This window comes from Pseudomonas sp. Irchel 3H9 (genome assembly GCF_900187495.1).
GTDB lineage: Bacteria > Pseudomonadota > Gammaproteobacteria > Pseudomonadales > Pseudomonadaceae > Aquipseudomonas > Aquipseudomonas sivasensis.
In genome coordinates, this window is sequence record NZ_FYDK01000002.1 from 1,074,010 (window position 1) to 1,097,941 (window position 23,932).

General features: G+C 61.7%; 16 protein-coding genes and 1 pseudogene. 15 read left to right on the forward strand and 2 right to left on the reverse strand.

Annotation, left to right across the window (positions count from 1 at the left end; genetic code table 11):
- Positions 1 to 2: 2 nt before the first annotated feature.
- Complete coding sequence (locus tag CKW32_RS10800) at positions 3 to 887, forward strand: ABC transporter permease (RefSeq protein ID WP_032891314.1); 885 nt, start codon at positions 3 to 5, stop codon at positions 885 to 887.
- On the forward strand, positions 884 to 2,509 hold the full coding sequence (locus CKW32_RS10805) for an ABC transporter ATP-binding protein (protein WP_095184869.1): 1,626 nt from the start codon (positions 884 to 886) through the stop codon (positions 2,507 to 2,509). The genes CKW32_RS10800 and CKW32_RS10805 overlap by 4 nt, the downstream gene beginning before the upstream one ends.
- A 3-nt stretch (positions 2,510 to 2,512) precedes the next feature.
- Here the strand turns inward: CKW32_RS10805 and CKW32_RS10810 are convergent, their stop codons facing one another.
- Positions 2,513 to 3,853, reverse strand: coding sequence for an ABC transporter substrate-binding protein (locus tag CKW32_RS10810; RefSeq protein WP_095184870.1), 1,341 nt, complete (start codon positions 3,851 to 3,853; stop codon positions 2,513 to 2,515).
- A gap of 275 nt (positions 3,854 to 4,128) precedes the next feature.
- Here CKW32_RS10810 and CKW32_RS10815 point away from each other — a divergent pair, with 275 nt between their 5' ends.
- Together CKW32_RS10815 and CKW32_RS10820 are read left to right on the forward strand one after the other, a co-directional pair.
- Complete coding sequence (locus CKW32_RS10815; RefSeq protein ID WP_095184871.1) at positions 4,129 to 4,518, forward strand: DUF2946 family protein; 390 nt, start codon at positions 4,129 to 4,131, stop codon at positions 4,516 to 4,518.
- Positions 4,519 to 4,602: 84 nt separating this feature from the next.
- Complete coding sequence (locus tag CKW32_RS10820) at positions 4,603 to 6,666, forward strand: TonB-dependent receptor (RefSeq protein WP_095184872.1); 2,064 nt, start codon at positions 4,603 to 4,605, stop codon at positions 6,664 to 6,666.
- Positions 6,667 to 6,889: 223 nt separating this feature from the next.
- On the opposite strand, the gene CKW32_RS10825 is transcribed toward CKW32_RS10820, so the two are convergent.
- On the reverse strand, positions 6,890 to 7,408 hold the full coding sequence (locus CKW32_RS10825) for an SgcJ/EcaC family oxidoreductase (protein ID WP_095184873.1): 519 nt from the start codon (positions 7,406 to 7,408) through the stop codon (positions 6,890 to 6,892).
- Positions 7,409 to 7,572: 164 nt separating this feature from the next.
- Between CKW32_RS10825 and CKW32_RS10830 the strand changes: the two genes are divergently transcribed.
- From CKW32_RS10830 to CKW32_RS10880, 11 genes and pseudogenes are all read left to right on the forward strand, one after another.
- Positions 7,573 to 8,739: a sensor histidine kinase gene (locus CKW32_RS10830; RefSeq protein WP_095184874.1), complete on the forward strand. Its 1,167-nt coding sequence runs from the start codon at positions 7,573 to 7,575 to the stop codon at positions 8,737 to 8,739.
- Positions 8,736 to 9,389, forward strand: a complete 654-nt coding sequence (locus tag CKW32_RS10835; RefSeq protein ID WP_095184875.1) for a response regulator transcription factor — start codon at positions 8,736 to 8,738, stop codon at positions 9,387 to 9,389. Before CKW32_RS10830 ends, CKW32_RS10835 begins: the two co-directional genes overlap by 4 nt.
- Entirely contained in the window at positions 9,386 to 11,701 is a 2,316-nt protein-coding gene (locus CKW32_RS10840) for an ATP-binding protein (protein ID WP_095184876.1), read from the forward strand. The genes CKW32_RS10835 and CKW32_RS10840 overlap by 4 nt, the downstream gene beginning before the upstream one ends.
- Positions 11,698 to 12,186 carry a response regulator gene (locus CKW32_RS10845; RefSeq protein ID WP_095184877.1) on the forward strand — a complete coding sequence of 163 codons (489 nt, stop codon included), beginning with the start codon at positions 11,698 to 11,700 and terminating at the stop codon, positions 12,184 to 12,186. The genes CKW32_RS10840 and CKW32_RS10845 overlap by 4 nt, the downstream gene beginning before the upstream one ends.
- A gap of 39 nt (positions 12,187 to 12,225) precedes the next feature.
- Positions 12,226 to 12,741 carry a sterol desaturase family protein gene (locus CKW32_RS10850; protein WP_095184878.1) on the forward strand — a complete coding sequence of 172 codons (516 nt, stop codon included), beginning with the start codon at positions 12,226 to 12,228 and terminating at the stop codon, positions 12,739 to 12,741.
- 156 nt (positions 12,742 to 12,897) lie between these two features.
- Positions 12,898 to 14,265 (forward strand): cytochrome C, encoded by a 1,368-nt coding sequence (locus tag CKW32_RS10855; protein WP_095184879.1) that lies wholly within the window; start codon positions 12,898 to 12,900, stop codon positions 14,263 to 14,265.
- Positions 14,262 to 14,774, forward strand: coding sequence for a sorbitol dehydrogenase (locus CKW32_RS10860; protein ID WP_032891299.1), 513 nt, complete (start codon positions 14,262 to 14,264; stop codon positions 14,772 to 14,774). Before CKW32_RS10855 ends, CKW32_RS10860 begins: the two co-directional genes overlap by 4 nt.
- Positions 14,771 to 16,984 (forward strand): annotated as a pseudogene (locus CKW32_RS10865) (GMC family oxidoreductase). The gene CKW32_RS10860 and the pseudogene CKW32_RS10865 overlap by 4 nt, the downstream one beginning before the upstream one ends.
- A 300-nt stretch (positions 16,985 to 17,284) precedes the next feature.
- Entirely contained in the window at positions 17,285 to 18,526 is a 1,242-nt protein-coding gene (gene mexE, locus CKW32_RS10870) for a multidrug efflux RND transporter periplasmic adaptor subunit MexE (protein ID WP_032891296.1), read from the forward strand.
- 15 nt (positions 18,527 to 18,541) lie between these two features.
- The gene (locus CKW32_RS10875; protein ID WP_032891294.1) at positions 18,542 to 21,721 is read left to right on the forward strand and encodes an efflux RND transporter permease subunit; all 3,180 of its coding nucleotides are present in this window, start codon (positions 18,542 to 18,544) and stop codon (positions 21,719 to 21,721) included.
- Positions 21,718 to 23,133 (forward strand): efflux transporter outer membrane subunit, encoded by a 1,416-nt coding sequence (locus CKW32_RS10880; protein WP_095184880.1) that lies wholly within the window; start codon positions 21,718 to 21,720, stop codon positions 23,131 to 23,133. Before CKW32_RS10875 ends, CKW32_RS10880 begins: the two co-directional genes overlap by 4 nt.
- The last annotated feature ends 799 nt before the right edge of the window (positions 23,134 to 23,932 follow it).

Sequence of the window (23,932 nt, forward strand, 5' to 3'; positions counted from 1 at the left end):
CCATGACGACGCTCACCCAGAAACGCGTGCGCAGCGAAACCCTCTGGCACCGCCGCAGCCACTTGCAACGCGCCACGTCCACCCTGCTGCCCTTGCTGCGCCGGCCGGGGTTCAGCCTGGCCGTGGCAGTGGTGGTGTTCTCGCTGGTCGCCGCCCTGGCGCCGCACCTACTGAGCAGCTTCGACCCCTACGCCACCGCGCCGCTCGCCAAACTCACGGCGCCCAACTTGACCCATTGGTTCGGCACCGATGAACTGGGCCGTGACCTGTTTACCCGCGTGGTCTACGGCGCGCGCCTGTCGGTGCTGGCGGCCTCGCTGGCGGTGGGGATCGCGCTGGTAGGCGGACTCGGGCTGGGCATTTTGTCCGGGTTTGCCGGTGGCCGTATCGATGCGGTGATCATGCGCGTGGTCGATGTACTGCTGGCTCTGCCTGGACTGCTGCTGGCCCTGGCGATCGTCACGGCCATCGGTTTCGGCACCGTACCGGTGGCCATCGCGGTGGGCATCGGCATTATTCCTGGCTTTGCCCGTACCACCCGCGCCGAAGTACTGCGGGTGAAAACCCTGCCCTATGTCGAAGCCGCACGGCTGGGCGGTGCCAGTTGGGGCCGCACGTTGTTGCGGCACATTCTGCCCAACGCCTGGGGCCCGGTAGCGGTACTGGCAACGTTGGACTTCGGCGCAGCCATCCTCGCCACCGCAGGCTTGAGTTTTCTCGGTTTCGGCGCCGCACCACCGGCGGCGGAATGGGGCACCTTGATCGCCAACGGCCGGCACTTTCTGATCACCGCACCTTGGGTGTCGTTGCTGCCCGGCCTGTTCCTGGTGGCCGTGGTGTTCAGCCTCAACCATATCGCCCGCACCTTCGAGGAGATCCAGCGATGAGCCCGTTTTTGGTCGATGTACGCCAACTCAGTGTCGATTACCGCTCCAGCGGCCAGGTCAATCCAGCGGTGCGTTCGCTGTCGTTTTCCCTCGCCCAAGGCGAAACCGTGGCGATTGTCGGCGAGTCCGGCTCGGGCAAATCCACCCTGGCCAACGCCATCCTTGGCCTGCTGCCAGACAACGCGCAAATCAGCGCCGGTCAACTGTGGGTGGATGGCCATAACTTGACCCACGCCAGCGAACGCCAGAAACGCAACCTGCGCGGCCGCACCATTGGCCTGGTGCCCCAGGACCCGATGGTCAGCCTCAACCCTACCCTGCGCATCGGCCAACAGATCGCCGAGGCGTTGATCCTGGCCAAGGGCAAGCGCTACCCCGGCGTCGATGCGGACATTGTCGAGTTGCTGCAACAGGTGGGGATCGACAAACCGGTGCTGCGCGCCCGCCAATATCCCCATGAACTCTCCGGTGGCATGCGCCAGCGCGTGCTGATCGCCATCGCCCTGGCCGGTAATCCGCGCCTGATCATTGCCGACGAACCCACCAGCGCGCTCGACGTCACCGTGCAGCGCAAGATCCTCGATCACCTGCAACGGCTGGTCAGGGAGCGCGGCATTTCGCTGTTAATCATCACCCATGACCTCGGCGTGGCCACCGACCGCGCCGACCGCATTCTGGTGATGCAGCACGGCGAGGTGGTCGAACAAGGCCCGCCACAGCAGATCCTTTCCCGCCCCAGCCACGACTACACCCGCGCACTGATTGCCGCCGCGCCTGCCTTCGCCAAGCGTCGCGAACCGTTGATCAATCTCGACCTGGGGCGCCAGCCGATCCTCAGCCTGCACAACGTCGGCAAGACGTTTGCCCTACCCAAGGTCAAGGGCGAAGCCTCGACCTTCCTGGCCCTGGAAGGTCTTAACCTTGAGGTGTACCCCGGCCAGACCCTGGCCATCGTCGGCGAGTCCGGTTCGGGCAAGAGCACCGCGCTGCGCATCGCCCTCGGCCTGGAGAAGCCGAGCCAAGGCCGGGTCTGCTTCGAACAACAGGACGTTACAGACCTCAACTGGCGCGACTTCCGCCCGTTGCGCCAACGCCTGCAACTGGTGCAGCAAAATCCTTTCGCTGCGCTGGACCCACGCTTCACCGTGTTCGACAGCATCGTGGAGCCGCTGGTGTCGTTTGGCTTGCTCAAGGGTGCCGCCCTGGAACAGGCGGCGCGGGAGCTGATCAGCCGCGTGCACCTGCCGGTGAGCTTTCTGGACCGTCTGCCCCGTGAACTGTCCGGCGGCCAGTGCCAACGCGTCGCCATCGCCCGCGCCCTGGCGTTGAAACCCGACCTGCTGTTGCTGGATGAACCGGTCAGCGCCCTGGACGTGTCGGTGCAGGCACGCATTCTTGACTTGCTGCAAGAGCTGCAACGGGAGATGGGCATTGCGTATGTGCTGGTGTCCCACGACTTGTCAGTGGTAGCCAACTTCGCCCATGAGGTGCTGGTGCTGCGCAATGGTCGCGTGGTTGAACAAGGCTCGGTGGCGCAAATCTTCAACCAGCCGGCCACCGAGTACACCCGCGAACTGATTGCGGCCATCCCTGGCCGGCAAGTCGCGGCAAGCGCCGCCTGAGGTTTACTGCGCCGAGCAATCACGCGCCACGATGCCCTTTTCCTGGGCATACGCGGCGGACTTGGCTTCGATCAACGGACGCAAAGTGGCGCGGTCGGCTTGCAGCCAGTCCGTTACCAGCACCCACTTTTGCCCATCCCATTGCTGCACGCGGGCCGAACCGCCGCCTTCGTGGTCCGCGCAGGACAATGTCAACGGCGCCAACAGCCCGTCGAAGCCCATGGCCTTGAGGCGTGCCGCATCGATATTCAGGTGCTCGAACGCCCAGCGAGTTTCCTCACCGTTCAGCGCGCGGTTGCCGAACTTGGCCTGACCGGTGCGCAGCGCTTCGACAGCAATCGCGGCGTTGATCAGGCCGATGTTGTAGTAGACCTTGCCGAAGTAGCTGGTGTCCTTGAGGTTGCTCTTGCCGGGATCGAGGATGAACTGCTTGAGCTTTTTATGGATCTCGAAACCGTCGCCACCGGGGAACGGCGCCAGCGCCTGGTAGCCTTTGGCGGCGGTGCCGGCGGGAATCACATCGGCTTCAGAGCCTGCCCACACATCACCGATCAGACGGTCCACGGGAACGCCAAAACGCACGGCGGTCTTGATCGCCACCGGTGTCGAGACGCCCCAAGTGCGCAGGAATACCCAGTCCGGGTTGATCTGGCGCACTTGCCGCCATTGAGTGGACTGCTCGTTACCTGGGTCTGCTACGGGAATCTGGATGTTCTCGAAACCGTACTTTTGCGCCAGCAACTGCATGGCCGCCTGGGTTTCGCGACCGTAGGCAGAGTCGTGATAGACAGTGACGATCTTCTTGCCCTTGAGCTTGTCCAGCCCACCTTCGCGCTGGGCAATGTAATTGATGCCCACCGAGGCCTGGCCGTAGTAGTTGAGCAACAGCGGAAACGCGTAAGGGAACACGCGGCCATCAGTGGATTCGGTACGCCCGCCGGCGCCATCGATCAAGGGGATGTGATCGACGGCAGCACGGTCCATCAGCGCATAGGAGGCCGGGGTGCTGTGGGTAAAGAAGAACCCGGTGGGCGCACCGTCCAGGCCGCCTTTGTAGCGTTCGTAGCATTCGATGATGCGGTCGGTCTTCCACTCGGTCTCGCATTCCTGCCAGACCAGCTTCACGCCGTTCACCCCGCCTTCGACTTCGTTGATATAGCGAAAGTAATCAATTTCCCCGGCCCACCACGGAATACCGCTGGAGGCATAGGCGCCAACTCGGTAGGTGGCCAGCGGGATGAACTGTTGATCGTTGGCGGCCTGGGCGATGGTCGACAATGGCCCGCCCAAGGCGCCGAGTGCCAGCAGGCTGGCGATGACTGTGCGTTGCAAGACGTTGTGCATGGGTGTGGTTTCTTATGAAAGGTGAGGTTTCCCCTCCCGTTGTCGGGTCAGCGCCAATCGGGTCACAACACAATTCATGCCAAGCGCATAAGCCTTCTTATTCAAGGGGTTGCGCTGTACCGGTCACCCCGCACGGCTCGGATAATCGAACACTTTATTGAACCGCTGTTGCGCCACCAACACCGCGTTCGGTCGCCAGGCCTGCGGCAAAATAGCGCGTTTTACTTCATGCCTGAACTGCGGCTAAATACGCGCCCCTTTGCGTCGATGGCTTTATGGCTATGTTCAAACGCATCAGCCCCTGGATCGCCTGCCTGGCCCTGTTGCTCAACATGCTGGCCATGCCGTTGAGCCGCGCCCTGCAAACGCCGGACATCGGCCTGATGCTGTGGGGTGGATTCTGCTCGGGCGGCGCCTCCCAAGCCCTGCCACCAGGCTTTGACAAGCTGATCGACCCGCTCAAATCCGCGCCTTCGGCTGCCGCCATGAAGCATGGCGACTGCTGCTGCGGGCATGCCGGCCTAGCCGCGCTGCCGTCCAACTATTACCGGCATTGGCTGCCGCGCTATGCGCCGGATGTCGCCCTCGCTGATCCGCTGTTACCCACGTTGCATCCCAGGGTTCGCTGGCCGAGCCTGAGCCCGCGCGCCTCCCCTGTTGCCTGACTGCCCCGAAACCCTGTGTTTTCTGCCGCCCCTTGAGGGTGGCTGAACGTCCTTGAAGTCTTTTGGTCATCAGGAAGCGTGCTCATGCCTGCTCCATTTACTCTGTCCCGCGCACAGCGTATCGCTGTGCCCTCCTCACTCTGGCCGCTGCTCTCAGTGTTTGCACTCACGCCACTGGCCCATGCAACCGAAAGTTCGGCCCTCACCCTTGGCACCGTCAGCGTCCAGGGCAGCACCAACGCCAGCGGCCCGCTGAACACCGCCAGCGTGCTCAGTTCGGTCGACATCCTCGGTGCCGACATCCTGGAGAAAATGCCGGTCAACTACAGCTGGGAGCTGTTCAGCCGTGCGCCAGGGGTCATGCTCACCGAATTCAACCAAGGCACCACCTCCGGCAAGATCTCCTTTCGCGGTTTCAACGGCGAAGGTGAAGTGAACGCGGTGAAGCTGCTGATCGATGGGATCCCCAGCAACAGCAACGACGGCAACATGCCGTTCATGGACATGATTTTCCCCATGGAGCTGGACAGTATCGAAGTGGTACGTGGTACCAGCGACGCGCGCTACGGCCTCAACAACATTGCCGGCAACGTCAACATGCTGACCCGCACAGGAGGCGACTACACCAAGGCGCGAATCCGCTACGGCAGCTACAACACCCGCGAGACGCAACTCGCCAAAGGCATCGAAGGCAGCAACTGGACCCAGAATTATTTCTTCGCCTACCAGAAAGCCGATGGCTACCGGGATCATGCCCAAGCGGATAAATTCTCGATGTCCGGCAAATGGTTCTACACCCCGGACGACAGCAGCTACCGTGTCGGCCTGATCGCTCGCCATTACGAAACCGAGGCGCAAGAGCCGGGTTATTTGAGTGAAGACGACGCCCGCCACCACCCCACCATGACCAACCGCTACAACGCCACCGACAAAGGCACGCGGCGGATGAACCAACTCAGTGTGCACGTCGATACCGAACTGGCCGAAACACTGGCCTGGTCGGCAAAAACCTACCTCAACACCTTCGACGACCGACGCTGGACGCAATACTGGCGCACCAGCTCCCAGCAGGAGCGCGACGCCTACGAAACCCAGTACGGCGCCCTCACCTCCCTGACCTGGCGGCCCGAGGTAAGCTGGCTCTACGCCTTCGCCCTGGAAGGCGGCGCGGACGTCCAGCAGCAACAGAACACCAGTGAACGCTACCGGACCCAGAACCGCACACGCCTGGCGCAAACCCGCGACCAGCAGTTCGACTTTGACACCTACGGGGCTTACATCCAGGCTGAGATCAAACCGTTTGAATCGCTGAAAATCATCCCGGCCTACCGCGTCGACAAAATCCACGGCGACTTCACCAACCAAATGACCGGCATGGATTACGCCATCAACGACTATGGGCTGATCAAACAACCCAAGCTCAGCGTGGTGTACTCGCCGTGGGACGTGGCCAGCGTGTACGCCAACTGGGGCCGTACCTTCCAGGTCGGCACCGGCGCCGCTGCCTACAAGATCCCGCCACGGGATACGGACCTCGCGCCGTCGATCAACGAAGGCTGGGAAACCGGTATCAAGTTCACCCCCGCCGACTGGATCGACGGCCGCGTCGCCTATTGGCAGCAGGAAGCCAGCGGCGAAGTCAGCCGCCGGCTCAATGACCCGAGTGGCGAATCGGATAACGTCGGCGAAACCCGCCGCTGGGGTTACGACGCGCAGTTGAACCTGCACCCGAACGACCGCACCGACATCTGGATGGCCTACGCCTGGCAGTACTCGAAAATCCTCCAGCCCAGCGCCACCCTGCCCAACAGCAAAGGCCAGGAAATCGACCACATCCCCCATCACCTCTACAACGCAGGCATAAACTACAAAGCCACCCCCGCGCTGCAACTGACCGCGTGGATGAACGGCCAGACCCACTATTACCTGGAGCGCGAAAACACCAAGGGGACTTACGGCGGTTACGTGTTGATGAACCTGGGTGCGACGTACCAAGTGACTGAATCCGTCAGTGTCGACCTGCAACTGAAAAACCTCACCAACCGCTACTACGAATACGTCTGGTACGACCCGGACGGCGCGAAGGCGTCACTGCACTCACCCGGCGACGGGCGTGCGCTCTATACCGGCGTCACCTTGGACTTCTGAAAGACAACCCCTTGTTATCAAAAATAAAATAAGTAACTGATTTTAAAGGGTTAACTATTCCCCTAAACGGGCCTGTTTTTGTGACGAGCGTGGCCTCTCACATTTGGATAGGGAGAGGTCGTCAAATCCCCGTGGGTTCCGGGTCCGTCACAGGAGCACTCTCCCAGCCACCACAAAAAAATGCCTACCCCCGCCAAGGGATAGGCATTTTTTCCTCCCATCGTTACTGCTTAGCGTGCTTAACCTGCACCTCAGGCATCGCCGAAGAGTGGTGATTAAGAATTTTCCACTGGCCCCCCACCTGCTCATAAACGAAGGTGTAGCGCGCCTGCACATGGCTGACCTGCCCCTTCGCGTCGGTCAGGGTGAAGGTGTAGACCCCGCTGTCCATGGCTACGTTAGTGCCCAGTTGGCGAATTTCACGGTAGTTGATCTGGCCTACCGGCTTGAGTGCCAGGAAGTGATCGAAGTAGTCCTTGATCTGATCCGGCGTAGTGCGCACTTGGTTGGACACGGTGGGCTGCAGCACCGCGCCCGGCGCATACAGGTCGACCACCGAGGTGACGTTGCCGGTCTGCAAAGCGCTGTTCCAACGGTCAAACAAACCGGCAATCTCCCGGTCCTTCACATTGGCCGGCGCCTGGGCCACCTCACGGTAGACATACGGCGACGTTTCGGCGGCCTGAACAAACGGAACGCTCAAGGCAAACATCAGGGCGATTGCTGCGGGCTTGAATTGCATTGGGATACTCCAGTGGTGTTCGTTGAGCCCACTTTGCCAAGCCGACTGTGGCGCGCCATCGGCCAACCGGAGTCATTTACCTATGCCATTTGGCAGATAGCGCCCAAGGTGTTTAACCATGTTTAATAGAAGCCCCGCACGCCCGCAGCACTGGAGCATCACCCATGCATAACCCGCCCCATGACCCCGGCAGCGCCTTGGCCATGCGCGCGCATTTCCGGCAATCGGAAAGCCGCACGGCGCGGCTGCGGCTGTTAGTGGATACCGGGCAGGAGCTGAGCCAACTGGCCCCCGACGCCATGCGCGAACGCGTGCTCGCGCGGGCTTGCGCGTTTCTTGCGATGGACCATGGCCTGCTGCAGGAATGGGCCGCCGACGGAGCTGTTCACACCACGGCGAGCCATGGCAGCCCGGCACGCTTGACCAGCCTGGCCGCCCTCGCTGACCGCGATCTGCGCGCACCTCGCTGGAAGGAGCAACCTCACAGCGTGCTGCAAGTGCCGTTGCGAGGCAGTGACGGCAAAGCGTTTGGCCTGCTGGTGCTGGGCAATAGTGTCAGCCTGCGGGCACCGGAGCACGAAGACAGCGAATCCCTGCAACTACTCGCCACCCTGCTGGCCACTCACCTGGAAAACGATCGCCTGCTGACCACCCTCAAAAACCGCGACAAGACGCTGTCCGACCTGGTCAACCGGCTGTTTCGCGCCCAGGAAGACGAACGCAAGCGCGTGGCCTACGACCTGCACGACGGCCTGGCACAGACCCTCGCGGGTTTGCACCAACGGCTGCAAGGGTTTGCCGGCCGCTGCCCCGTACTGCCGGACGCACTCGCCGCCGACTTGCAGGCGATTCTCACCCTGGCCCAGCACTCCGTCGGTGAAGGCCGTCAACTCATCGCAGGTCTGCGCCCCACCGTGCTGGATGATTTCGGCCTGTTCAAAGCCATCGACAAAGAAGCCGACCGCCTGCGCGACGCTGGCATCAACGTGGTGTGGCTCGCCCACTGTGAAACGCGATTGCCCAGCCAGGTGGAAATCGCCCTGTTCCGGATCGGCCAGGAAGCCATCAACAATATCCTCAAGCATGCGCATGCCAGCCGGGTGAACCTGACCCTGGCCTTGCACGACGGCCAGGCTTCCCTGCGCATGGACGACAACGGCAAAGGCTTCACTTCGGCCCCCTCACGCGATGACGCCCAGCATCTTGGCCTCGCGACCATGCAGGAGCGTGCCAGCCTGCTGGGCGGCAGCTTCACCTGCGTCAGCGCAGTCGACTGCGGTACCCAACTGCACGCCCGCGTGCCAGCCCACTTGCCTGGAACTCCTCAATGACCGACGTCCTGCGTCTCGTGCTGGCAGACGATCATGAAGTCACGCGCACCGGTTTTGTCTCTCTGCTGGCAGGCCTTGCGCAGTTCGAGGTGGTCGGTCAAGCCAGCGATGGCCTGCAAGCAGTGGAGCTGTGTGAGCAACTGCTGCCGGATATCGTCATCCTCGACATCCGCATGCCTGGGCTCAACGGCTTGGGCGCCGCTCGGTTGCTGCAAGAGCGCCTGCCGGCGGTGAAAGTGGTGATGTTCACCATGGACGACAGCCCCGAATACCTGGAGGCGGCGATGAATGCCGGTGCGGTCGGCTACTTGCTCAAGGACGCCAGCCGTGCCGAGGTGATCCAGGCCCTGCAAAAAGTCGGGGCCGGCGGCGAAGCGCTCAACACAGCGGTCAGCACGCGGCTATTGCGCCGCATGACCGAACGCCAGGCCGGCGGCGCGGCCCCCACCGAAAACCTCACCCCGCGCGAGCGCCAGGTCCTTGGCCTGGTGGCCAACGGCATGAGCAACCGCGCCATCGGCGAACAGCTCGGGATCACCACTGGCACCGCCAAGGCCCATGTGGAACGCGTGATCGGCAAGCTTGGCGCAGCCGATCGCACCCAAGCCGCCGTACGCGGCATCGCCTTGGGCCTGGTGACGTCACCATGAAGCGGCGTTGGGCCGACCTGCCACTGCGGGGCAAGGCGCTGGTGGTGATCTCGCTGCCGCTGGTGGTGCTGTTGCTGTCGCTGGTGCTGATCTACACCACCGAACGCCAGACCGCCCGCGCCGAAGAGGACGTGCGCCGGGTGCTGCGCGTGCAAGGCGATATCCAGGCCGTGCACACCCTGCTCGCCGAGGCCGCCGCCAGTGTGCGCGGCTACCTGCTCACTCACCGCGAAGACTTCCTGCCCAGCTACCTCAACGCCAGGCCGCAGATCGAGTCCGCCCTACGCCGGCTTGACCACAACGTGCGTGATCAACGGGTACGCGAGCAACTCAGCGCCATCAAGCCGCTGATCGATGGCAAGGTCGACGGGCTTGAAGAGATGCTCAAGGACCGCGACGCCACGCCGCAATCGATCAGTGCCATCCTGATCAGCAACAAACACATCCTCGATGCGTTGCGCCAACACATCAGCACCATGCTCACCCTTGAGGCGTCGTTGCTGGCCGAGCGCAGCGCGGCGGCGGCCGAAACCCGTCAGCGTTTGTTGCTGTCCACCTGGCTGGCGGCGATTTGCGGCTTGTTTGGCGCCATTGTCGCCGTGCTGTTCCTGTCCAAAGGCATTGTGGCGCGGGTCCAGAATGTGCAGCGCAACGCCCAGCGCCTGGCCCTCGGTTCGCCGCTGCTGCCGCAACCGCCGGAGCACGATGAAATCGGCCAATTGGGCACCAGCCTGGTAGAAGCCGGGTTGCTGCTGGCCGAGCGCGAGCGCGCATTGCGTGACAACGAAGAACGCTTGCGGCTGATCATCGATGGGGTCAAGGACTACGGGATCTTCGCCCTCGACACCGCGGGCTATGTCACCAGTTGGAACAACGGCGCCGAGCGGATCAAGGGCTACACCGAACAGGAAATCATCGGCCAGCATTTCTCGGTGTTCTACTTGCCCGAGGAATGCCCTCAGCACCCGGACATGGCGCTGCGCGAAGCCACCCGCAACGGCGATTACACCGAAGAAGGCTGGCGTTGCCGCCAGGACGGCACGCGGTTCTGGGCCAGCGTGGTGATCACCGCGCAGTACGACGGCACCGGCGCCTTGCGCGGTTTTTCGAAGATCACCCGCGACATCACCGACCGCCGCGCGGCCGAGATCGCTCTGCGCAAGGCCCGTGAGGAAGCCGAACGTGCCAGCCGTGCCAAAAGCGAGTTTCTGTCGCGCATGAGCCACGAACTGCGCACCCCGCTCAACTCGATCCTGGGCTTTGCACAACTGCTGGACATGGACGCGCCCAAGGCGCAAAAGGCCGACGTCGGGCATATCCTGCGCGCCGGCCAGCACCTGCTGACCTTGATCAACGAAGTGCTGGACATCGCCAAGATCGAGGCGGGAAGCCTGGCGTTGAATATCGCGCCGATCCCTTTGGCGGAGGCGTTGCAAGAGGCGCTGTCGCTGGTGTCGCCGATGGCCGCCGAGGCGGGCATTCGGTTACAGCCATTGCCCGCCTTGGCGGCGGATGTGGGCATCGTGGCCGACCGGCAACGCCTGACCCAGGTGCTGCTGAACCTGCTGTCCAATGCGATCAAATACAACCAGCGCGATGGCGACGTCAGCATCGAAGTCAGCGTTGATGGGCCGCGTATCGCCGTGTCGGTGTGTGATACCGGCAACGGCATCGCGGCGGATCACCTGGGGCAACTGTTCAAACCGTTCGAACGCCTGGGCGCCGACCCCAATGTGGAAGGCAGCGGCCTGGGCCTGGCCCTGAGTAAAAGCCTGCTGGAAAACATGGACGGCCACCTCAACGTGCAAAGCCAGGCCGGCATTGGCTCACGCTTCACGCTGGAGCTACCGTTCGCGCGGGTAGCGGCATTCCAGCGCAGTACCACGCCCGTCATCGACACCCAGTTGCCGCGCCCTGTCACCGCCGCCTGCACGTTCCTGGGCAAGGTTTTATGCATCGAAGACAATCTCTCCAGCCTGGCGCTGATCGAAACCCTGCTGCAACGCCGACCGGGGATAAAACTGCTGTCGAGCATGCAAGGCCAACTGGGCCTGGACCTGGCCGCGCAGCACGCGCCACAGTTGATTCTGCTGGATGTCTGCCTGCCGGACCTCGACGGATTGAAGGTGCTGCAACGGTTGCGCCAGTCACCGATCACCCGCGACACACCGGTACTGATGATCACCGCCGACGCCAGCGACCTTACTCGCCAGGCCCTGCAGGACGCCGGCGCAACCGCCGTGTTGAATAAACCGATCAACGTGCCCGCGTTTCTCGCCCACCTCGACCAGTCTTTCCCGGAGCCCGCGTGAACCTCGACCTGCGCATTCTAATCATCGACGACCAACGCCCGAACCTCGACCTGGTGGAGCAACTGCTGGCGCGCGAAGGGCTCACCAACGTGCTGAGCAGCACCCAGCCGCTGCGCACCCTGGAGCTGTTCAACAGTTTCGAACCGGACTTGGTGATTCTTGACCTGCACATGCCGGAGTTCGACGGCTTTGCGGTGCTGGAACAACTCAACCGGCGTATCCCCCAGGGCGAATATCTGCCGATCCTGGTACTCACCGCCGACGCGACCCGCGACACCCGCCTGCGCGCCCTGGCCCTGGGCGCCCGGGACTTCATCAGCAAACCACTGGATGCGCTGGAAACCATGCTGCGGGTGTGGAACCTGCTGGAAACCCGAGTCCTCTACAAGACCTTGCGCACCCTGGTACCCGCGCAGCACATCGAGTTGTTGCAACGGCGTGAATCAACGGGCAATCTGCCCGCCGCCGGGGAGGACTCGGCTTAACTTCCCCCTCGGTTCATGCACCTCAAGGACGATCCGCACATGGCGGCTTCAAACAAATGGCTGATGTCGTCAGTCGCGTATTACCTGGATTTCTTCACCGTTCCCCTGTTTATCGGCCTGGCGCTCTGCCTGGCGCCACTTGATCCGCTGCAACTGCTCGCGGGCTTCATGGCCTGGACGCTGGTGGAGTATTCGGCACACCGCTTTCTGTTCCACTCGCTGTATCGCCACGAGCACTGGACCCACCATGTGGATGTGCTGGCCTATATCGGTGTGTCGAGCTGGAAAACCAGCTCCACCTTTGCGGCATTGCTGCTATTGGCCTGGTACGCCGGTTTGACCTCGGCGTTTGTCGGCGCGGTGACGGGCTACTTCTATTACATCTCGGTGCACTACGTGATGCACCGCCCGGCGCATTGGGGCTATCGGTTTATTCCGGGGCTGGTGGCCAACCACGACCTGCATCATCGCAAAGGCATCGAGAAGAACTTCGGCGTGTCTTCACCGCTGTGGGACCATGTGTTTCGCACCTATATCCGCGCAGAGCGTGCCTGAAGCGCCTCTGAGCGATTGTTTTTATTACGAATAAATCTAGCGTCCCGTACACCGGCATTTCCAACCTTATCTACGCTCAAGCCCGTGCCAGGAGGCGCATTGAAGAGTCCATGACGGACCCACTGTCTCCTGGCGTCTGATGCCTAGGAGATACCGATGAGAATGGAAACCCATCGCCCCCGGCCCGGGTTCGGCTGTGCGCTGTTTGGCGCGTTGCTGAGCCCCCTGGTCGTCGCGGCCCCCACGTTGTCTACGCAAATACCCTTCGATGTCACGGCGACCCCGCCCTTCTCTCTCGACAGCCTGCAAGCCAACTTCGATGAAATGTCGTGGCAGACGTTCATTGCGCTGAACTGGCCGGTCCTGGCCGATGGCAAGCCCAATACCGGCGTGCAGATCGGCCAGCAGGACGCGGCCACGGTGTGGGAAAGCTACAAGGAGAGCTACCAAATCTTCCTGCCCCAAGGGCAGAAACCAGCGGCCTGGCAGGCGCCGGCCAGTGTACCGGCGGCCTGTGAAGGCAAGGGGTCGGGGCGCTTGTTGCAGCAAATGGGCAAGGTCCCGGATGTGCTGGACGAGTTTATTCAGCCGTTTCAAAGCGGCCCGTTGGTGGACCAGAGCGGCGTGTACACGCGCAATGAAATCGTGGTTAACCAATCGATGTTCGACGGCATCGTCAACAATGGCCTGTACAGCATCCAGGGTCAGCAGGCATTTTTTGCCGCCAGTGCGACCAATGCGGTGGCATTCAGTTGCGGCAACCCGGCCACCAGTGAAGTGGGTTCGTTGATGGTCAAGGCCTCGTGGAAGGTGCTGGACGGCAACGACAACCCCAGCAGTTTCCACACCGTCGATGCCCTGGTGTATACGCCAGGCAACAGCGACCCGAGCAAAGGGCCGGTGGTGGCCGAGTCCTGCGTTGCCGAGCCGGTGGGGCTGGTGGGGCTGCATATCGTGCATAAGACCACCAGTGCGCCGCAGTGGGTGTGGTCGACCTTCGAGCACGTTGACAATGTCCCGGAAAAAACCACGCCGTCTGCCGAGCGCAAAGGCCCGTACCTGTTCTACAACGCCAGCAGCCATGCCGAGGTCAACCAACCGCCGCCACGGCCCTGGAACCCGGCGGTAAAGGCCACGCCATCGCAGATCGTGCGCGAGATCCCTTTGACCGATGAAACCAAGGCGCTCAACAGCACTTACCAGAACCTGCTGCGTACGGTTAACCCCAACAGCGTCTGGGCCAATTACCAGTTGATCAGCACCCAGTGGCCTACCCTCAGCGGCCAGCCACCGTGCCAGATCTCGGCCACCAAACCGTTGGGCAATCCAGCGCCTTCGTTCCTCGCCAATGCAACGCTGGAGACCTATATCCAGGGCACGGTACCCCAGGCGTCCTCCAGTTGTATCGCCTGTCACGGCAATGCCGCCACCCACGTGACGCAATCACCGCGCACCAGTTTCGCCGACTTCACTTACCTGCTCGAACGCGCTCAATCCACCGGTGTGACAAGGAGTCAGCCATGAGTACCGACTTGGACAATTTTACCGGCCTGAGCGTGGTGCTCACCGGCATCAATCAGGAACTGCTGGCGCCGTCGGTAGACCCCATCGGTCTGCCCACCCTGTTTCTGAATTTCGTTGGCCCTCGCGTGGGCCAAGACGTGCTCAGCGCCCTGCTCGCCCAATACGCCGCGCTGGCGAGCGAGCAGCAGACGCCGCAGCAAATCGGCAACGCAATCCTGATGCAGAACGGCCAACCCGCCGCCACGCAAACCGCCCAAGCGGCGCGCGCGATCATGAAACTGTGGATGCTCGGCGTGTGGTATCAGCCGTACACCCAAGGCGCGTTCCCGGTGAACGAGCAAACCGTGGTCAGTGCCGAGGCCTACACCCAGAGCTGGGCGTGGAACATCGCCCAGGCCCATCCGATGGGCTACAGCGAGTTCTTCTTCGGTTACTGGAACAGCCCACCACCGAGCCTGGAAGACTTCACCGGGGTTACCGCCAGCCCACAGCCTGGAGCATCGTCATGAGTACCGAACAAGCAGACGTAGTGATCGTCGGTGCTGGCCTGGCGGGCAGCATCATTGCCTATCAATTGGGCCTGGCGGGGGTGAAGGTGCTGGTGCTGGAGTCCGGCCCGGAAGTCCCGGCCAACCGAAACCAGTACCTGGAGCGTTTCTACACCGCCACGCTGAAGACCCCCGAGTCCCCCTATCCGCCGGTGAGCACCCTCAGTCCGACGCGCAACCCAGCCGAACAGAACGCACCGCGTGCGACCATCGCTGACCTGCTCGATGACAACTGGAAAAATCCCGAGGTCAGTTACCTGGTGCAAAAAGGCCCGTTGCCGTTCACCAGCACCTATGAGCGCGTCGGCGGCGGCACTACCTGGCATTGGGTCGCCACGTGCCTGCGCATGCTGCCGAATGATTTTAAGATGAAGACGCTGTACGGCGTGGGCGTGGACTGGCCGATCAGCTACAACGACCTGCAAAGCGCTTATTGCCGCGCCGAAGCAGAAATAGGCGTGGCGGCCAACGTCACCGACCAGGCCTATCTGGGCATCACGTTCCCGACCAACTATGAATACCCGATGACCAGCATTCCACTGTCGTTGGTGGATGGCAGCTTCGTCAGCGCGGTGCAGGGCCAATCGTTCCAAGGACTGCCGCTGGTGGTGAGCCCCACTCCAGCCGGGCGCAACTCGCAGCCGTATGCCGGGCGACGGGTGTGCGCAGGCAATACCAACTGCACGCCGATCTGCCCGATCCAGGCCAAGTACGACGCCACGGTGACCCTGAACAATGCGCTCAACACCGGCAATGTGCGGGTGCTGTACAAGACCGTGGCGAGCAAGGTCACGGTGGCAGCGGACAAGACTGTCAGCGGCATTGAGTTCATTCAGTATCAGTTGGGCGATGGGCCGGCCACCGGCACTGGCGTCGCGATCGGGCAGCGCTACGTGATCGCCGCCCATGCCATCGAAACGCCAAAACTGCTGCTCAACTCCACTAGCAGCGCCTGGCCCCAGGGCGTGGCCAACAGCAGTGGCCAGGTCGGTCGTAGCCTGGCGGACCACCCGATCTACCTGGCGTGGGGCTTGATGCCCGAAGGCAAGACGGTGTTCCCGTACCGTGGCCCGGTGTCCACCGCCGGCATCGAAAGCCTGCGCGACGGCGCCTTTCGCAGCCAGCGCGCGGCCTGGCGGATCGAGATAGGCAACGAGGGTTTCAACTGGCCTATCGGCGACCCGTACACCACCGTGGCCGACCTGATCGATGGCACCAACGTCAGCCGCACCAACCCACTGCCAAAGTCCACGGACGCGTCCCAGGTGCTGTTCGGCACGGCACTGGTGCAACAGCTGAACAACCTGCTCACCCGGCAGTTTCGGGTGGGGTTTCTGGTGGAACAAGTCGAGGACGATCCGAACAAGGCCAACTGCTACATCGTGCCGTCCAGTCAGTACAAAGACCGTCTGGGCATCCCGCGACCGGAAATCCATTACAACCTGTCGGACTACACCAAGGAAGGCTTCAAACAGGCGCGGATTCTTGCCAGCCACGTCATCACTGAGCTGCTGGGCGCCACCGAACTGACCACCGATATCAAGCCCGGGTTGTTTGAATACCAGGGCGAGTCGTACTCCTTCCAGGGCGCCGGGCACTTGATGGGCACCTACCGCATGGGCGCAGACCCGGCCACCTCGGTGGTAGACAAATACCAGCGCAGTTGGGACCACAACAACCTGTTCCTGGTGGGCGACGGCGTATTCCCCACCACCGGCACCTCCAACCCGAGCCTGACCATTGCCGCGCTGTCGATCCAGGCCGGCGACACCCTGTGCAACGACCTCAAAGCCGTCACCGTGCAGGTGCAAGCCAACCAGCCATGGTAAGGCACTGGCGTGCAGATCAGCGGCCCAAGCCCGCGTGTGGTGCGGTATGTCAGCGGCCATTGGCTGGCCAGCCCGGTCGGCGGCATGGTTGATGGCAATGGCAGTCCGGGGTTGATCGCCAAAGCGGGCTACACCCTGCCGGGCGCAAATGAAGGCGCGCTGGTTGGGCGTGTGGGCAGCAGCGGGACACCGTTTCTGGTGGGGGATCTGGCCGAGATTCCGCCGGGGCAGACGGGGGAATTGCAGCTGTGTATCAACGATGATCTGGAGGGGCGCTATGGCATTGGTTTGGGGGATAACCAGGGAGCGCTGACGGTGCAGATCGGGTTCGGTACAGCGTAGGGCCCACGGCCAAACACCGTCCGGTCGTTTTGACTGGACGGTTTCACCCGTCCATACGCCCACCTCAATGCAATGCCTGACACCCCAACCGCCACACCCTCTCAGTGCTTGTTGCGAACCACGCAACAGTCCTTTGTCATCACGCCCATTGATAGCACCCTAACGAAACCCCCATCCTAGAGGGCTAATCTCGCGCTTATATCATTCGCAATGATAGTTACCTTTGCTTCATTCGATTCGTGACATACCACCCCGCCGCGCATGATCCGCCCATCTCAAATACATTGGCGGATGCACCTCATGGAACAGTCACTCAAACATTTGCGCTTCCCCCTGGCGATTTTGGCCGTGGTGGTGATGAGCGCGTGCGGCAAGACCCCGGAACAAGCGGCCGCCATGCCAGCCGCCAAAGTCAGTGTGGCCAAGGTGCTGGAACAACCGGTGAACGAGTGGGATGAATTCACCGGCCGTTTGGAAGCACCGGAAACTGTGCAGATCCGTCCACGGGTTTCTGGCCAGATTGACCAAGTCGCTTTCACTGAAGGCGCTTTGGTCAAGAAAGGCGACCTGCTGTTCCAGATCGACCCGCGTCCGTTCCAGGCTGAAGTGCGCCGCCTTGAAGCCCAGTTGCAACAGACCCGCGCCGCCGCCACCCGCAGTGACAACGAAGCCCAACGCGGCGAGCGCCTGCGCCAGAGCAATGCGATCTCCGCCGAACTGGCCGACTCGCGCACCACCGCCGCCCAGGAAGCCCGCGCTGCCGTCGCCGGGATCCAGGCGCAGTTGGACCTGGCCAAGCTGAACCTGAGTTTTACCCGCGTAACCTCGCCAATCAGCGGCCGCGTCAGCCGTGCCGACATCACCGCCGGCAACCTGGTGACCGCTGACGTCACTGCGCTGACCAGCGTGGTTTCCACCGACAAGGTCTACGCCTATTTCGACGCCGATGAGCGCGTTTACCTCAAGTACACCGAGCTGGCTCGCCAAGGCCGCCGTGGCGCTACGACCCCGGTTTACCTGGGCCTGTCGAATGAAACCGGCAACCCGCACCTGGGCCAGATGAACTTCGTCGACAACCAGGTCAACCCGGCCACCGGCACCATTCGTGGGCGCGCCGTGTTCGACAACAGCAAGGGCGAATACACCCCTGGCCTGTACGCACGCCTGAAGCTGGTGGGCAGCGGCACCTACTCCGCCGTGCTGATCAACGATGAAGCCGTGGGCACCGATCTGGGCAAGAAATTCGTACTGGTGATGGACGGCGACAAACCGGCTTATCGCGCCGTGGAACTGGGGCCGAAGATCGAAGGTTTGCGCATCGTACGCAGCGGCCTGAACAAGGACGACACCATCATCGTCAAGGGCCTGCAGCGTGCACGCCCCGGCTCGCCGGTCGCCCCGGAAACCATTCCGATGGCCAGCAAAGAAACCCTCGCCGCCTTGGCCCAACAACGACAAGCGCTTGAAGCCAGCAACCTGGAACAAGTGGCGCCGGATAAAGCCGCGCCCAAACTTGCCAGCGTCGCGACTCCACGCGGTTAAGGGATACGACTCAAGATGAATTTTTCCAAGTTCTTCATTTCGCGGCCGATCTTCGCAGCAGTGCTGTCGCTGCTGATCCTGATCGCCGGCGCGATTTCGCTGTTCCAACTGCCGATCAGCGAATACCCGGAAGTGGTACCGCCGACCGTGGTGGTGCGCGCCAACTTCCCCGGCGCCAACCCCAAGGTCATCGGCGAAACCGTGGCCGCGCCGCTGGAGCAGGCCATCACCGGCGTCGAGAACATGCTGTACATGTCCTCGCAATCGACTGCTGACGGCAAGCTGACCCTGACCATCACCTTCGCCCTGGGCACCGACCTGGACAACGCGCAGGTGCAGGTGCAAAACCGCGTGACGCGGACTCAGCCAAAACTGCCTGAGGAAGTGACGCGCATCGGTATCACCGTGGACAAGGCCTCCCCCGACCTGACCATGGTGGTGCACATCACCTCGCCGGATCAGCGCTACAACATGCTCTACCTGTCCAATTACGCGATCCTGAATATCAAGGATGAGCTCGCGCGGCTCGGCGGCGTGGGCGATGTGCAGTTGTTCGGCATGGGCGACTACTCGTTGCGTGTATGGCTGGACCCGAACAAGACCGCCTCGCGCAACCTGACCGCCACCGATGTGGTGACGGCGATTCGCGAGCAGAACCGCCAAGTCGCCGCCGGTGCCTTGGGCGCGCAGCCTTCACCTAACGACACCAGCTTCCAGCTGTCGGTCAACACCCAGGGGCGCCTGGTCACCGAAGAAGAGTTCGAGAACATCGTGATTCGCGCTGGCGATAACGGTGAAATCACGCGCCTCAAGGACATTGCACGCGTCGAGCTGGGCTCCAGCCAATATGCCCTGCGCTCGTTGATCGATAATCAGCCAGCGGTGGCGATCCCAATCTTCCAGCGTCCTGGCTCTAACGCCATCGACATCTCCAACGATGTGCGCGCCAAGATGGCGGAGCTGAAAAAAAGCTTCCCCGAAGGCATGGACTACCGCATCGCCTATGACCCGACGGTGTTCGTGCGCGGCTCCATCGAGGCGGTGGTTCACACGCTGTTCGAAGCACTGATCCTGGTCGTGCTGGTGGTGATCCTGTTCCTGCAGACCTGGCGCGCCTCGATCATCCCGTTGGTGGCGGTGCCGGTCTCGCTGATCGGTACGTTTGCGGTGATGCACCTGTTTGGGTTCTCGCTTAACGCACTGTCGTTGTTCGGATTGGTGTTGGCGATTGGTATCGTGGTGGACGACGCCATCGTGGTGGTGGAAAACGTCGAACGTAATATCGAGTTGGGGCTTGAGCCCTTCCCCGCCACTGAAAAAGCCATGAGCGAAGTGACCGGTCCGATCATCGCGACGGCGCTGGTGCTGTGCGCGGTATTCGTGCCAGCAGCCTTTATCAGCGGCTTGACCGGGCAGTTCTACAAGCAGTTCGCGTTGACCATTGCGATCTCGACAGTGATCTCCGCGTTCAACTCGCTGACCCTGTCCCCTGCACTGGCAGCGGTGTTGCTCAAGGGCCACAACGCGCCGAAAGATGGCTTCTCCAGGTTCCTCGACAAGCTGTTGGGTGGCTGGTTGTTCCGTCCATTCAACCGCTTCTTCGAAAAAGCCAGCCACGGCTATGTCGGCACCGTTCGCCGGGTGATTCGCGGCAGCGGCATCGCACTGTTCCTGTACGCAGGCCTGATGGTCCTGACCTGGCTGGGCTTTGCCCACACACCGACCGGTTTCGTACCGGCCCAGGACAAGCAATACCTGGTGGCTTTCGCCCAGTTGCCCGACGCCGCCAGCCTGGACCGCACTGAAAACGTGATCAAGCGCATGTCTGACATCGCCTTGAAACAGCCCGGCGTGGAAAGCGCTATCGCCTTCCCGGGCCTGTCGATCAACGGGTTCACCAACAGCCCGAACAGCGGCATCGTGTTCGTGACCTTGAAGCCATTCGATGAGCGCAAAGACCCGAGCATGTCCGCCGGTGCGATTGCCGGCGCGTTGAACGGCAAGTACAGCGACATCCAGGAAGCCTACATGGCGATCTTCCCGCCACCACCGGTACAGGGCCTCGGCACTATCGGCGGGTTCCGTCTGCAGATCGAAGACCGTGGCAACCTGGGCTATGACGAACTGTACAAAGAAGTGCAGAACGTCATCACCAAGAGCCATGGCGTGCCGGAACTGTTCGGCCTGTTCACCAGCTACACGGTCAACGTGCCCCAGGTCGATGCCGCCATCGACCGCGAAAAGGCCAAGACCCACGGCGTGGCGATCAGCGACATCTTCGACACCCTGCAGATCTACTTGGGCTCGTTGTATGCCAACGACTTCAACCGCTTCGGCCGTACCTATCAGGTCAACGTGCAGGCGGAGCAGCAGTTCCGCAATGATTCGGACCAGATTGGCCAACTGAAAGTGCGTAACAACAAGGGCGAGATGATCCCGCTGGCAACCTTCATCAAGGTCAGCGACACCTCAGGCCCGGACCGCGTGATGCACTACAACGGCTTTATCACCGCTGAAATCAACGGCAACGCCGCTCCGGGCTACAGCTCCGGCCAGGCAGAAGCGGCGATTGAAAAACTGTTGAAGGATGAACTGCCCAACGGCATGACCTATGAGTGGACTGACCTGACTTATCAGCAAATCCTCTCGGGCAACACCGCGCTGTTCGTGTTCCCGCTCTGCGTACTGCTGGCGTTCCTGGTACTGGCTGCTCAATACGAGAGCTGGAGCCTGCCACTGGCGGTGATCCTGATCGTACCGATGACGCTGCTGTCGGCCATTACCGGGGTGATCATCTCGGGTGGCGACAACAACATCTTCACTCAGATTGGCTTGATTGTACTTGTGGGCCTGGCGTGTAAGAACGCGATTCTGATCGTCGAGTTCGCCAAGGACAAACAAGCCGAGGGCCTCGACCCGCTGGCCGCGGTGCTGGAAGCCTGCCGCCTGCGTCTGCGGCCGATTCTGATGACCTCGTTCGCCTTCATCATGGGTGTGGTGCCACTGGTGTTGTCCAGCGGTGCCGGTGCCGAGATGCGTCATGCCATGGGCGTGGCGGTGTTCTCCGGGATGATCGGTGTGACCTTCTTCGGTCTGTTGCTGACGCCAGTGTTCTACGTACTGATCCGTCGTTATGTGGAGCGCAGCGAAGCGCGCAAAGCGGCCAAGGCCTTGAAGCTGGAGACACAGCAATGAGTGTGAAAGTATTCCTGCCGAGCTTGCTGGTACTGGCGCTGAGCGCCTGTGCCGTGGGCCCGGACTACAAGACCCAGACCCCGGAGGCGGCGAACATCACCGCCGCCGCGGACGCCAAGCAGTATGACCACGCCAAGTTCGAAGGCATCTGGTGGCAGCAGTTCGAAGACCCGACGCTTAACCAGTTGGTGACTCAATCGCTGCAAGGTAACCGCGATTTGCGCGTAGCGTTTGCCCGCCTGCGCGCTGCTCGTGCAATCCGCGATGACGCCAGCAATGATGCCATGCCGACGATTACCAGCCGCGTCAGCAGCGACCAGGGCAAGGGCCAGATCCCGGGCCAGACCACCCGCCGGGTCAAGACCGAGCGTTACGACCTGGGCCTGGACATGGCCTGGGAACTGGACCTGTTCGGCCGCATCCAGCGCAACCTGGAAGCCACCGACGCCGACCAGCAGGCCGCCGAAGCCGATCTATACCAGTTGCAAGTCACCCTGATTGCCGAACTGGTGGACGCCTACGGTCAACTGCGCGGCGCACAACTGCGTGAAAAGATCGCCCTGGACAATCTGAAGAACCAGCAGGACTCGCGCACCATCACCGTCAGCCTGCGCGACGCCGGTGTGGGTGACCAACTCGACGTGGAACGCGCCGACGCACGCCTCGCAGCCGTTGAAGCCAGCGTGCCGCAACTGCAAGCCGAACAAGTGCGCGAACGTAACCGCATCGCCACACTCCTCGGCCAGCGTCCGGACAAGTTGAGCGTGGACCTGGGCCCGAAAGACCTGCCGGCGATTGCCAAGGCGTTGCCGATCGGTGATCCAGGCCAACTGCTGCAACGTCGCCCGGACATTCTCAGCGCCGAACGCAAACTGGCCGCCGCCACCGCACGTATCGGCGTGGCCAAGGCCGACCTGTTCCCACGGGTCAGCCTCAGCGGCTTCCTCGGCTTTACCGCCGGGCGCGGTTCACAGATCGGTTCGTCCGCCGCGAATGCCTGGGCCCTCGGCCCGAGCATCACCTGGGCCGCGTTCGACCTGGGCAGCGTGCGCGCCCGTTTGCGTGGCGCAGACGCCGAAGCCGATGGCGCCCTGGCGACCTATGAGCAGCAAGTGTTGCTGGCACTGGAAGAATCCGAAAACGCCTTCAGTGACTACAGCAAGCGTCAGCAACGCCTGATCTCACTGATCCGCCAAAGCGAATCCAGCCGCGCCGCCGCCGACCTCGCCGCCATCCGCTACCGCGAAGGCACCGTGGACTTCCTCGTCCTCCTCGACGCCCAACGCGAACGCCTCGCCGCGGAAGACTCCCAGGCCCAGGCCGAAGTGGACCTGTATCGCGGGATCGTGGCGATCTACAAGGCACTCGGAGGTGGATGGAAGCCAGATACCGTTGTAGCAACGGCGAAGTGATGTAAAGAGCTCCTTTGGTTGGTCGCATCCAACCAATTTTTAGCCCCGTGGCCTGTTTGGTCATGGGGCTTTTTTTTGGTCGGATACTTTTCAGGCGTGTGCATTGGGACGTGCCCCCCACACTCCCCAGCGATATCGGTCAGAACATTCTCCATTCACATCGCAAACTAACGTTGACCGATTCATGGTCGACAAGGAATGGAATGCTTAATACAAACAGCAGATTGATATGGGTATGGTCGTTACGAATGCATTCAGTGTTGATGACGAAACTTGGAGAAAGGAAAAATGCAAACCAAGCAATGAACGCTCTTGCCTACTTTGTCGCCTCTGCGAACTATAGTTCCTCCGTAGGTGAGCGTGCGTATGCGATGACAAAAGGGAGCGGCGCCAACAAAACTCTCTCCATGCCGCTCCCGATTCTCGCTCAACGCCCAACGACATCCAAGATACCGCTATAACTCTCAGAAACACTCAAACATAAAGCGGACACATGTAACGACAGCGCAACATACCTTTTCATACATTCACCCTCTTAAACTCAACTTCATAAATTAATGATCAACATTTCCGCATGCAATACATGCATTAAAACGACCTCACTCTTTCAGCTACCCATACGTTCTCCTCATAGCAGGCGCAGTTTTTTTGCATTGAGTGCATATGCCGCGACAGCTGAGTAGGAGTCCGCGAATACATCGGTGAGAACCGCGCCACCACTGTGCATGAATTATAAATCCATGTAAGCCGGACACTTCCCCAAAAGCCGTAGGATCGCACTGTCAGACGTCGACGAAGG